Annotated in this window: 11 protein-coding genes; 7 read left to right on the forward strand and 4 right to left on the reverse strand. The window is 38.9% G+C overall.

The annotated features are described in order from the left end of the window. Positions 1 to 36 precede the first annotated feature (36 nt). Genes JKG61_RS01065 through gyrA form a run of 3 tightly spaced genes read right to left on the reverse strand, consistent with a single transcriptional unit; the run spans position 37 to position 4888 of the window. On the reverse strand, positions 37 to 1203 hold the full coding sequence (locus JKG61_RS01065; RefSeq protein WP_202101144.1) for a tetratricopeptide repeat protein: 1167 nt from the start codon (positions 1201 to 1203) through the stop codon (positions 37 to 39). Positions 1204 to 1228: 25 nt separating this feature from the next. Then, a complete protein-coding gene (locus JKG61_RS01070; protein ID WP_202101145.1) occupies positions 1229 to 2326 on the reverse strand; it encodes a tetratricopeptide repeat protein in 1098 nt (365 codons plus the stop codon). A gap of 6 nt (positions 2327 to 2332) precedes the next feature. Continuing rightward, positions 2333 to 4888, reverse strand: a complete 2556-nt coding sequence (gene gyrA / locus JKG61_RS01075; protein ID WP_202101146.1) for a DNA gyrase subunit A — start codon at positions 4886 to 4888, stop codon at positions 2333 to 2335. A 545-nt stretch (positions 4889 to 5433) separates the two neighbouring features. On the opposite strand from gyrA, the gene serC reads away from it, so the two are divergent. The 7 genes from serC to JKG61_RS01110 all read left to right on the forward strand — a co-directional run bounded on the left by serC (position 5434) and on the right by JKG61_RS01110 (position 12388). Then, the gene (serC, locus tag JKG61_RS01080) at positions 5434 to 6501 is read left to right on the forward strand and encodes a 3-phosphoserine/phosphohydroxythreonine transaminase (protein WP_202101147.1); all 1068 of its coding nucleotides are present in this window, start codon (positions 5434 to 5436) and stop codon (positions 6499 to 6501) included. Positions 6502 to 6593: 92 nt separating this feature from the next. Then, complete coding sequence (locus JKG61_RS01085) at positions 6594 to 7541, forward strand: D-2-hydroxyacid dehydrogenase (RefSeq protein ID WP_202101148.1); 948 nt, start codon at positions 6594 to 6596, stop codon at positions 7539 to 7541. A gap of 277 nt (positions 7542 to 7818) precedes the next feature. Then, positions 7819 to 9135: an aspartate kinase gene (locus JKG61_RS01090; RefSeq protein ID WP_202101149.1), complete on the forward strand. Its 1317-nt coding sequence runs from the start codon at positions 7819 to 7821 to the stop codon at positions 9133 to 9135. Positions 9136 to 9152: 17 nt separating this feature from the next. Continuing rightward, positions 9153 to 10310 (forward strand): diaminopimelate decarboxylase, encoded by a 1158-nt coding sequence (gene lysA / locus JKG61_RS01095; protein ID WP_202101150.1) that lies wholly within the window; start codon positions 9153 to 9155, stop codon positions 10308 to 10310. A 264-nt stretch (positions 10311 to 10574) separates the two neighbouring features. Further along, a complete protein-coding gene (locus JKG61_RS01100; RefSeq protein WP_202101151.1) occupies positions 10575 to 11045 on the forward strand; it encodes a hypothetical protein in 471 nt (156 codons plus the stop codon). A 213-nt stretch (positions 11046 to 11258) separates the two neighbouring features. Further along, the gene (locus JKG61_RS01105; RefSeq protein WP_202101152.1) at positions 11259 to 11513 is read left to right on the forward strand and encodes a hypothetical protein; all 255 of its coding nucleotides are present in this window, start codon (positions 11259 to 11261) and stop codon (positions 11511 to 11513) included. A 143-nt stretch (positions 11514 to 11656) separates the two neighbouring features. Beyond that, positions 11657 to 12388: a YggS family pyridoxal phosphate-dependent enzyme gene (locus tag JKG61_RS01110; protein ID WP_202101153.1), complete on the forward strand. Its 732-nt coding sequence runs from the start codon at positions 11657 to 11659 to the stop codon at positions 12386 to 12388. Between the two features lie 27 nt (positions 12389 to 12415). On the opposite strand, the gene JKG61_RS01115 is transcribed toward JKG61_RS01110, so the two are convergent. Continuing rightward, positions 12416 to 12640 (reverse strand): hypothetical protein, encoded by a 225-nt coding sequence (locus JKG61_RS01115; protein WP_202101154.1) that lies wholly within the window; start codon positions 12638 to 12640, stop codon positions 12416 to 12418. Positions 12641 to 12777: the final 137 nt, after the last annotated feature.

Raw genomic sequence — 12777 nt, forward strand, 5'->3', positions numbered from 1 at the left:
GTAGGCATCTCTTTTTTTATTTAAGCTTTTGTATTTCTATAGCGCATCAATTTTTTCTTGAATAGCATTTCCTTTATCTTCTTGTTGAAGGAAGTCATAAAGACCTTTTAACCCCTTTAAAGCACTTTCGTTCTTTGGATCATTTTCAACAACTTTTAGAAAGTGAGCTTCTGCAGGTTTAATTTGCTCTTTCAATTCGTTGATTTTCGCAGTAAATTGATTGTTGGACAAAGTTTTATCTTCATTTACTTTTTGAAGTTTCTCCCGGATACCATTCATTAATACAACCCCAGCATTTAGATTAGCGTCATTGTAGTTGGGATCAATTTCAATAGCCTTCTTATAAGCTTCATACGCTTTATCCGTGTCATTGTTTGCACTTTGCGCTATACCCAAATAATAATAGAGATTCTTGTTGTTACTATCTTTGGAAATCTGATTTTCAATTTCGCTGATAATTTTTGCTTCGTTTCCAACAATAAGATTTAACTCTATATTCTGAACAACAGCATCATTCTCATTAGGATATTCTTTTGCAGCTAAAGCCGCATACTCTAAAGCACTTGTTGTATCTTTAAGAGATAGATAAAGCTTAGGTAAGTCTACCATTACAGCTTTATGTTGTGAGTAATCTTTTTTATCAATCAGTTGCTTATACTTATCGATACCATTTTGATAGTCGTTGTTCTGTATAGCCGCTAATCCAGCGTAATAGGTCAATGTAGTATCTCCAGGTACGTAGCTAAGTGCTTTAGTGAAAGAATCATAAGCTGCCTGATACTCTTTTTTGTCCCAAAAACCAACGCCATGGTTGAAGTTGAACGAATACAGGTTTTGTTCAGCAACACTTATATTTGACTCATTTTTATTGTCTTTATCCAGTTCTCTGGCTTTGACAATGCCGTCTGCTGCTTTTGTTGCATTTTCTTCACTTTTTTCGTCTACAGCTAAGCTGGCGTAGATCAAAGAATAGTAAGTCCAGGTTTCGGCCAAGTCTTTGGTCTTTTCGTGTACGGAAGCGGCATCAATGGCTTCTTTAGCTGTAGCTAGGAAAGAAGTCCCTAATTGAGGAGAACCACTGCTTCTCAACTCTTCATATTTTTGAATGTTAGAAGCTGCTTTTTTTAAATTGCTAGATTGTGCAAATACAGTCGTACCTGCAGTGACCATCGCGGATAAAATTATTGCTTTTTTTAAATTCATATTTAATTCTTAATTATACTATTATTTAATTGTTTGACAGCTGGTTCAATAAAACGTTTACACGATCTAATTGATCCAGATCATCAGCGGCCTCATAGTACATGGCTAACCCCTTGAGTGCATTGATAGCGTAGGGCTGTATTCCATTAGCTTTTAACAGATACTCCTGTGCGCTATATTGTGCCTCTAGGTTATTTTTGTCTTTTAAAAACTGATTTAGAAAAATAAGTCCCATAGCAAGGTTCGCATCATAGTTGTTTTCATCCAGGTCGATGACCTTGGCATAATATTTTTTGGCTAAGCTTACGTTACCCTCACTTTCATTAGCGAATCCGGCAAGATAGAGTAGCTCTGTATTTTCTGGCTCATACTTTATCGCTTCATCTATAATAGGGGTGATCGCTGCATAGCGCTGAGCGACCGCGTAATTCTGAATCAATAGGAATAAAATTTTTTTATTGTCCTGAAATTTATTCCTAGCGGCTTGTATTGTCTGTAAATAAAGACTTTGGTCTTTTTTAAGCTCATACAGAGTTGCCAGTGCTAGGTATTTTCCAGCGTCAGCATCTGTAGATTGTATAATCTGATTATAATAACCTATAGCTTCATCTGTCTTTCCTGCCTGAGCCGCTAGCAATGCCAAATTGTTTAAAACATCCTCAGACTTCGCTCCAAGTTGCTCTACTTTTAGAAAACTATTGTAGGCTTTCTCGTAATCTTTTCCCTGAATGGCCTTATTTGCTTTATAAATATATGCTGCTGTGAGGTTCTGCGTGACATAGTTGAGCTCACTTTCATAATTATTCCTGTCTTTGGGTTTTAGTTTGCCGATCGTAGATAGGGTTATGTCGATAGGATCTCGGTCTGTTTTAACTTTTCTTGTAGAATCGGCATAGGCGAGCGAACTATAAACTAATGCGCGAAGCATATTGTTTTTTGAGGATAAAGAGTCCTTTTTAGAAGCGAAAGTTGCATCGCTGAACTTTTTTGCGCTTTCTAATTGTTTCATATCACCCGTCTGGGTATAACGTGCAAAACTGTTGGAGCCCTCCTTGTAATTGGATTGGGCTACAACAGTTGTGCTTAACGTTACTAATAATAAGGAAGCTGTAATTGCTTTCATATTTTATTATTCTGTTTCTTCAGTCGCTTGATCTTCAGAATCTTCTTTTTCAGGATTTGCTTCCGAGTCTACAGCAGACTCTTCTTCCTCTTCCTCTCGAGCAACTTTTGTTATTGACGCTATTTCGTCTGTTTCTTTTAATGTTATTAATCGAACTCCTTGTGTTGCACGTCCCATAACACGGAGTGAGTCTACACCGATACGTATAACAATGCCAGATTTGTTAATGATCATTAAATCATCATTATCTGTAACTCCTTTAATAGCAACGAGCTCTCCTGTTTTTTCGGTAACGTTGATTGTTTTGACCCCTTTACCTCCACGGTTAGTGATACGGTAGTCTTCGATATCAGTACGCTTACCGTAACCTTTTTCGGATACAACGAGTACGCTAACTTCAGAATTGTCCACACTAATCATGCCAACAACTTCATCAGTCGTCGTGTCCAACGTAATACCACGTACTCCTGTCGCTGTACGCCCCATTGGACGGACGGTGGATTCATTGAAGCGAATCGCTCGTCCTGAACGTAGTGCCATTACAATTTCGCTAGAGCCACTCGTTAAACAAGCTTCAATAAGCTGGTCTCCCTCATTGATATTGATCGCATTGATTCCGTTGGCGCGAGGGCGTGAGTAGGCTTCCAAAGATGTTTTCTTAATAGTACCTTGTTTGGTACACATAATGATGAAGTTATTTTCAAGGTACTCTTGATCTTTTAGATTCTTAACCAAAATGTAGGCCTTGATTTTTTCATCTTTCGGGATGTTGATGATATTCTGTAGCGCTCTGCCGCGTGAAGTTCTGCTACCTTCCGGAATTTCAAAAGCGCGTAGCCAAAAACAACGTCCAGCTTCTGTGAATAGTAACATATAATTATGAGCAGTAGCTGTAATGATATGTTCGGTAAAGTCTTCGTCTCTTGTATTTGAGCCTATAGCCCCTTTGCCGCCACGTCCTTGACGTTTGTATTCCGATAAAGGGGTACGCTTGACATAACTATTGTGCGATATGGTGATTACGATTTCTTCATCATCGATAAAGTCTTCCATTGTCATATCCTCTGCTGAATGTACTATGACAGACCTACGCTCATCACCGTATTTCTCTTGGATTTCTAGGAGTTCATCTTTAATGATTTTCATACGAAGACCTTCGTCAGCAAGTATCTCTTTCAAGTATTCGATTGTCTTCATTAACTCCGCATACTCTTCTTTAATTTTGTCACGCTCTAGTCCTGTAAGACGACGTAACGTCATGTCTAGTATAGCTCGGGCCTGTAGATCAGATAGTCCAAAGCGTTCCATTAAACCGACACGAGCTTCTTCAGGAGTCTCTGATGCACGGATTAATTTAATGACTTCATCTAAGTGGTCTAGGGCGATGAGATAACCTTCTAATATATGCGCGCGTTTTTCAGCTTCCGCCAATTCGAATTTGGTACGGCGTACAACAACCTCATGTCGGTGTTCCACAAATTCATGAATCATATCTTTTAGATTCATCATCATGGGGCGTCCTTTAACGAGAGCTATATTGTTGACCGAAAAGGAAGATTGTAAAGACGTGTGCTTGAATAAATTGTTAAGCACTACATTTGCGTTGGCATCACGTTTGATCTCGTAAATGATACGTACATCACGTGTTGATTCATCGCGTATTTCAGAAATACCTTCAATTTTTTTATCATTGATAAGATCAACAGTGCGCTTGATCATATCTGCTTTGTTGACCAAATAGGGTATTTCGGTAACGACGATGATCTCACGGCCTGATTTTGTTGTTTCAATCTCGGCTTTAGCACGCATTACAACACGACCTCTACCTGTTTCACAGGCTTCGCGCACACCGTTATAACCGTAGATAATCCCTCCTGTAGGGAAATCTGGTCCTTTGATATACTGCATGAGTTCGGGAATCTCAATATCTCTATTGTCAATGTATGCTGCAATACCCCCAATCACTTCGGTGAGGTTGTGTGGGGCCATATTGGTTGCCATACCTACAGCGATACCAGAAGCGCCATTAACCAACAGGTTGGGAATACGGGTGGGAAGGACGGAAGGTTCTTCTAACGAATCATCGAAATTGAGCTGGAAATCTACCGTGTCTTTCTTGATGTCGGAAAGCATCTCTTCGGCAATCTTACGTAACCGGGCTTCGGTATAACGCATTGCAGCAGGAGGATCCCCATCTAGTGAGCCATAGTTTCCTTGGCCATCCACTAATGGATAGCGCATGGACCAGTCTTGAGCCATACGTACCATCGCTTCGTAAACAGAAGAGTCACCATGAGGGTGGTATTTACCTAAAACATCCCCTACAATACGTGCTGACTTTTTATAAGGTTTGCCCGAGTTCACGCCGAGTTCTTCCATGCCATATAATACACGTCTATGCACGGGCTTAAAGCCATCTCTTGCATCAGGAAGAGCTCTAGATACGATTACAGACATCGAATAGTCGATGTAAGCGGACTTCATCTGATCTTCGATGTTGATTTTTACTACCCTGTCGTGAGCAGGAATTAGATTATTTTCATTTTCTGTTTCTTCAGCCATATTTACGTGGTTTCTGTAAAACTAATAAAGTGCCTTGAAATGGGGCACTACGCATGCGAAGATACGATTTTTTTTTCTGAAATTGTCTGTTTTTATTGATTGTACTCTATAGTTAAAGGCATCAATGAGCTCTCTTTTTTCAGTTTAACGGATATCAAGAACTTTTTTCATGACATTATTTTTTTTTGAAGGTATTCAAGAGCTCATCCGCTATAATCGGGTTCGGTTCATATGTCTTGGCGATCAAAAGGGATCATGAAAGTTTTTTCTGAAATTATTGGGTTTTAGTTGGTTTAGGAACTTTTAGAGCTGCTTAAAATACGGATTTCTAGATCTGACAATTTAATGTTCGACTATCTTGGTTCGGGGTTGGAAGTTTAGTAATGAGGTTCTTTTTTTGTTATTACTTTATTTTTGTATTGATTTTTTATCAAAACATGTTGTTGGTTGTTTTTTTGGCAATAAATAATTGTTTGTGTTATTATTAATATAAAAAAACTTGTTACATTTGTCCATAATTTCACTTATCATACACAAACAACGAGATGAAACATAATTTTGGTGCAGGTCCTTGTATTTTGCCTCAAGAGGTATTTAAAGAGGCTTCCGAAGCGGTTTTGAATTTTAATGACACGGGGCTATCTATTTTAGAGATCTCTCACCGGTCAAAAGAGTTTGAAGCTGTCATTGTAGAGGCAGAACGACTGGTTCGCGAATTATTGAACGTGCCATTGAATTACTCCATTTTATTTCTCCAGGGAGGGGCTAGTCAGCAATTTGCAATGGTGCCTCTAAATCTGTTGCCTGAAGGAGGCAAAGCTGCTTATCTTGATACAGGAGTATGGGCTTCCAAGGCGGCAAAGGAAGCTAAAAACATCGGGACAATAGATATTGTTGCGTCTTCTAGCGATAAGAATTATAATTATATCCCTAAGGGGTATTCGATTCCAGCAGATGCGTCTTATTTTCACTATACGTCTAATAATACGATTTATGGCACGGAAGTGTTTGACGTACCATCAACTTCTGTGCCTATCGCGGTAGATATGTCCTCTGATATATTTAGTCGGGATATTGATGTTAGAGATTTTGATTTGATTTATGCCGGTGCACAGAAGAATATGGGACCGGCAGGGTTAACCGTAGTGATTGTCAAAGATGAGATTCTAGGAAAAACGGGGCGGACCATTCCAAGTATTTTTGATTATCAACCCCATATTAAAGCGGGGTCCATGTACAATACACCTGCGGTTTTTTCTATTTATGTCGCTATGCTTAATCTCCGCTGGTTGAAAGCTAAAGGGGGAGTGGCGGTTATTGAACAGGAAAATATCATTAAAGCACGTACATTGTATGACGAAATCGACCGGAACCCATTTTTCAAAGGAACAGCGGAGGTGGAAGATCGTTCTCGTATGAATGTCACGTTCGTTATGGATTCTCCGGAATTGGAAGCGGAGTTCTTGGCTCTGGCCAAAGAACGCGATTTAGTGGGGATCAAAGGACACCGTTCTGTAGGTGGATTTAGAGCATCGATATATAATGCCTTAAGCATAAGTTCTATCAACGCTTTGGTAGATGCCATGAGAGAATTTGAAGATAAGCACAAGTAGGGGAGACATATGAAGTTATAATCTAGTTATGAAGTTGACATGATAACTAGACCATATGATAACTCGATAACCAGATCACAAAAAAGCAAATAATGAAAATTTTAGCAAACGATGGGATAGATCCCATTGGTAAAAAAATATTAGAGGATGCCGGATTCGTTGTCGATACGGTGCATATTCCGCAGGACGAGTTGATCCATAAGCTTAATGCCTATGATGCAGTAACTGTACGTAGCGCAACAAAGTTGAGGAAGGAGCTTTTAGACGCCTGCCCGAATATTAAAGTTATTGGTAGAGGAGGGGTTGGGATGGATAATATTGATGTAGACTACGCACGTTCTAAAGGAATTACTGTCGTAAATACACCTGCTGCTTCATCACATTCTGTTGCGGAGCTGGTTTTCGCACATTTGTTGAACGGGGTTCGTTTTTTGTTTGATTCAAACCGAAAGATGCCAGTAGAAGGAGCGACCAATTTTGCAGGGCTTAAAAAGACATATGCAGCCGGAACAGAATTGAAAGGAAAGACGTTGGGTGTGGTAGGCTTTGGGCGTATTGGAAGAGCTACTGCACAGATTGCACTGGGGATGGGGATGGATGTTGTTTATTACGATTTGTTTGATGGGCCTACTTCTCTGATACTAAATCTATCTGGAGGAATAAAGGTGGATATTCCCGTGCGTCAGGTAGAGTTGAATGAATTATTTGGCATCTCCGACTTCATATCTCTGCACGTTCCTTTTTTGGATAAAGCTGTAATAGGTAAGGAGGAATTTGGACTGCTCAAAGACGGTGTTGGTTTGGTCAATGCATCCCGTGGGGGCGTGATCGATGAGTTGGAACTTGTGGAAGCATTGAATTCCGGAAAGGTAGCTTTCGCAGGGTTGGACGTTTTTGAAAACGAGCCTACTCCACGTGAAGCACTGCTGACACATTCTAAAATATCTTTGACTCCACATATCGGAGCTGCAACGAATGAAGCTCAAGAGCGTATTGGAGAAGAGTTAGCTCAGTTATTGATTGAGGCGCTGAAGAAGTAATATTTCCGCAAATAAATGATATTATGCGGCACACACCTGAAAGGTATCTGTGCCGCTTTTTTTTTCATGTAGCGCCCACCGGTGTGATTATAAGTTAGTGCCTGATATTATGATATTTTTATTTTTTTAGCACTAAAAATGATAAATTCGCATAATATTCGAGCTAATTGGGTATATTCACGCTCTAAAATAGAGTGTTTCTGTTTTTGTAGAAATTTGAGATTCTGTATATAGAATCTTTTGAAATATAATATAAAGTTAAAAGTGTAATTACTCCATGAAAATTCTAAAATTCGGTGGTACTTCCGTAGGAAGTGCAGTTCGTATCAAAGGGTTGTTAGAAATCGTTGACCCAAACGAACGTCAAATTGTGGTGCTGTCTGCAGTGTCAGGCACGACCAATGCTTTAGTAGAAATCGGACAAGCTTTTCTAAATAGAGATAAGCAGTTGGCCAAACAGCTGATCGATACACATAAGGATAAGTACGAGGAACTTATTAAAGAGCTCTTTACCACCGAAGAAGGGCTTAAGAAGGGTAAGCAACTTGTTGATCATCATTTTCATGTAATCGGCGCTTTTGCTAACAATGAAGTGTTTACCCCTACGGAGGAGAAAGTGATTTTGGCACAGGGTGAGTTGATGTCTACGACCCTATGGCATTTTCATTTGGAGGAGATAGGGGTTGCTTCTGTATTGCTTCCTGCTTTGGATTTTATGAAGATCGATGAAGATAATGAACCCATTGTAGACTATATAGGAGAAAAGATCGGTCCATTTTTAGAGCAGAATCCAGATAATAAATTATTTATCACTCAAGGTTATATTTGTCGTAACTCTTTTGGTGAGATCGATAATCTCCGCCGAGGAGGTTCGGATTATACTGCTTCTCTGATTGGCGCAGCTATACGTGCTGATGAAATTCAAATCTGGACAGATATTGATGGGATGCATAATAACGACCCTCGTATTGTAAAGAATACAACACCGATTGCTCATCTTAGTTTTGATGAAGCTGCAGAATTAGCCTATTTTGGAGCAAAAATATTGCACCCGCAGAGTGTGTTTCCTGCACAGCGGTACAATGTGCCGGTCAGGCTGTTAAATACTATGGATCCTAACGCGCATGGAACATTGATTTCAAAAGCAGGGTGCGAAAAAGGAGTGATCCGTGCTATTGCTGCTAAAGACAACATTACAGCAATTCATATACATTCTTCAAGAATGTTGTTGGCTTATGGTTTTTTACGCAAAGTATTTGAGATATTTGAACGCTATAAGACACCGATAGATATGATCACCACTTCGGAGGTGGCCGTATCCTTAACAATAGATGATACCAGTAATCTTTTGGAAATAATCAAAGAGGTGGAACTCTTCGGTAAAGTAGGCGTTGATGAGGGGCAGACTATTGTCTGTGTGGTAGGCGATTTCGGAGCAAATACACATGGTTATGCTGCACGCGTATTAGATGCGGTCAAGCATTTGCCGGTTCGTATGATCTCTTACGGGGGCTCTGATTATAATGTGTCTATACTTTTGGATTCAAAACATAAAACTGAAGCGTTACGGTCTTTGCATAATAGATTGTTTTAATATTTAGAATAGAAGGAATGTTTGAAAATAACGACGTGTTAAATCGTTTCTCTGCGCAGGAAACACCATTTTATTACTACGATTTGAATCTGTTGAGACAGACTCTGCACGAAGCAAAAGTGGCCGCCGATAAACGTGGATTCCATGTACACTACGCATTAAAAGCTAATTTTAACAGTAGAATACTTGAGATTATCCAATCGATGGGGTTTGGAGCGGACTGTGTAAGCGGTAATGAAGTACAACGATCTATCGATACAGGTTTTGCTGCAGATAAGATAACGTTTGCCGGTGTTGGTAAATCAGATAAAGAAATTATCACCGCATTAAAACATCGTATTTTTGCTTTCAACGTAGAATCTATTCAAGAATTGGAAGTGATTAATGAATTAGCGGGTAAGCATGGTGAACGCGCTAATGTCTCTTTACGTATCAATCCTAATGTGGATGCTAATACCCATCATTATATAACGACTGGACTTGATGAGAATAAGTTTGGCGTGCCCAATTCCGAATTGGAAAAAGCTGCTGCTGTAATCAAGACCTGTGCTCATATTGATCTGGTAGGATTGCATTTTCATGTAGGATCCCAGATTACCGATCTTAATGTGTTTAAAAGCTTATGTGTTAAAGTGAATGAGTGGAAAAATTGGTTTGAAGAACGTGGAACTTACATTCGGATTATTAATGTAGGAGGTGGACTCGGTGTGGATTATAACAATCCTGATGGTAACCCAATTGCCGATTTTGAAGCTTATTTTGATATATTTGATAAGTTCTTAGAGCGTAATGCACAACAAGAGGTACATTTTGAGTTGGGACGTGCTCTAGTTGCTCAATGTGGTACGTTGGTAAGTCGTGTGTTATATACTAAAAGTGGTGCGAAAAAGAACTTTTTGATTCTGGATGCAGGAATGACAGAATTAATGCGCCCTGCATTGTATCAGGCTTATCATAAAATCGAGCGTATAGGAGATCCTGTAGGCGAGGTGGTACTGAATTATGATGTAGTAGGGCCTATTTGTGAAAGTTCGGATAGTTTTGGTAAAGAAGTGTCGCTACCGGTAAGTAAGCGTGGTGATCTGATTGCCATCCGTACGGCAGGAGCTTATGGGGAAGTCATGGCATCCAATTATAACTTGAGGAACGAGATACGATATTTATACGCTGATTAATAGCTCGCTTCAACTATATTAAGGTGTAGCCTCATTGATTTTTCAGTGAGGTTTTTTTTTATTTTTAAAATTTATTTTTTTACTGTGTCGAAAAGCGGCTTTTGTCCGTTATATACTCAAAATTTGGATGCAAAATATTATGACTTACGAGGACTTCAAAACAAATATGGTTTTTGATTGTATCTTAACGTGGGTAGACACCGTGTATCCCAAAAGAATAAGGAATGTAGATAGATTAGAATAAGAAATTAAACAAATATTAAAATGAAAAAAATTACTTCAGTATTAGCTTTGTCTCTAGCTCTGTTGGCCGGTTGTTCCAATACATCTAAAGTAAAAGAGAGTCAAACTCAGGCCCAGGGGCAAGAGGAAAGCAAAATAGTGTCCGTAGAGTTTGTAGGAGACGGCACCGTAAAGAAAGCCGAAGGAAAGGTAAGTCTCTATGCGATATCGGAGCTTATAGCTGATGCTCCGGCAACCTTAATTATGGAAGAGAAAATCGAGCAGTCAGCATTGCCTTTTACGATTAAATTCAATCTGCCTGAAAATCATGAAAAACTTATAAAGCCTGAGGTTAGGGATGGGGAACCAATTAAATATTATGTTACGATAGATTGGGATTCGAACGGAGACGGACAAGCAGGAGTAGGTGATATCGTTATTGATTACGATAAAAAATTCCCGAATGTGCTGATTGGAGAAGCTAATCAAGTGTTCGTTCATGAATCAAAATAGAATATCTTTAAATATTAATATAGCTTAATGAGGAAAAAAACATACTGTAGCATGCAGTATGTTTTTTTTATCTGCCTGGTGATTTTATTTTTAGGGATACCCAACCCAAGTTGTGTAACTTTGCAATTATGAAATACTCATGTCTAGTGAGGTACAAACACCCATGAGTCCGCCAACTGGCGGATGAACATTTAAAGAAAAAATAATACACATATGCATACAAAAGAAGTCAAAGTGTCTATTAAGGTTTCGGTTCCTAAGGTAGTGGTAGATGAGGCTGATGGTCCTTATTTTTATAATATAGGATTTGAGAAAGAGGACTTTGTTAAGAAAAATGAGGTTGAAAATGGTATCGAAGCTTGGTTCGAAGGGTTTGAATTGGTTGCTAATACCGATACATCTATTGAAGAAGATACGGTGACTGCAAAACTACATTATATGGTGCTCGTGGAAACTTCTAAAGGGTAGGTCGATTTTAAACTATGGTGCTGGACTATGTTTTTTTTGTGAAACTGTAGTAGAATGGGCTTTGATTTGAAGTTTACCTTTGTGTCATGGTGGATGAGGAAGATAGAAAAGGGAGGAGTCCTGGTTTTTTAATTTTGATGTAGATGAGTGACATAATCAACAATCTAAATATTATACTTCATAGGATGGAGGTAGCATGTAGAGACAGTGGACGTGATCCTAACGAAGTGAAGTTACTTTTAGCAACGAAAACAGTGCCTGCTGACCGTATTAAGGTAGCTCTAGAAGCTGGACAGACACTGATAGCAGAGAATAAAGTTCAAGAAATAAAAGAAAAATATAAGTCCTTACAATCGGTGCCTCATACCAATCATTTTATAGGGCATCTCCAGTCTAATAAAATAAAAGATATCTTAAAATATGATATTAGTTGCATTCAGTCGCTCGATCGTCTAGACGTTGCCGAAAAACTTCAACAGCGTCTGGTATATGAAGGCAAAAAAATAGAGGTGCTGATTCAGGTGAATACTTCGGGTGAGGAGAGTAAATTTGGAACTCATCCAGATCAAGCGATAGAGTTGGTGAGAGCCGTATCTCGATTTAGTAATATAGAGATTAAGGGACTTATGACCATTGGGCTCTTTAGCGCTGAAATCGAAAAAGTAAGGCCTTGTTTTCGATTGTTAAGAGATATACAACAGGAAGTCATAGCTCAAAATATACCCAATGTAAGTATGCGAGAGTTGTCTATGGGAATGAGTGGGGATCTTGAAACAGCGATTCAAGAAGGAGCGACGATTGTCCGGGTAGGAACTGCTATTTTTGGACAGCGTATCTATGCGGATAGCTATTATTGGGACGAAACAAAGGCTTAGCTGAGGTTTCTTAAGGATATTTTCATCTCAATCGATTGGTTTGTTAGGGTATATCTTTCCGATTTGTTTTCTTTTCTTGGAAAGTAATACAACGATCCAGAATAAGAAAAGGGTTATTACTGTTGCTGTAAAGCTAGTTGAGAAAATGGCAAACACTTCTGCTTCTGGGTTTATAGCATAGAGGGAGGAAAATGCAATTATGAAATAAATTATACCGGATAATAATATTTTCATGTCATGTGTTTTGTTCATATTTAGATTACTTTTTACCCCTTTCGAAGTAAGCTGTATTCATAACGTATAATAATACTTGATCGCTACAATAGTCTTCTTCTTTTTTTTTAAAAGAAGAAGATCTATAAGTTAATCCTATATCTCATACCGGCAAT

The organism is Sphingobacterium faecale (genome assembly GCF_016746095.1).
Taxonomy (GTDB): Bacteria; Bacteroidota; Bacteroidia; order Sphingobacteriales; family Sphingobacteriaceae; genus Sphingobacterium; species Sphingobacterium faecale.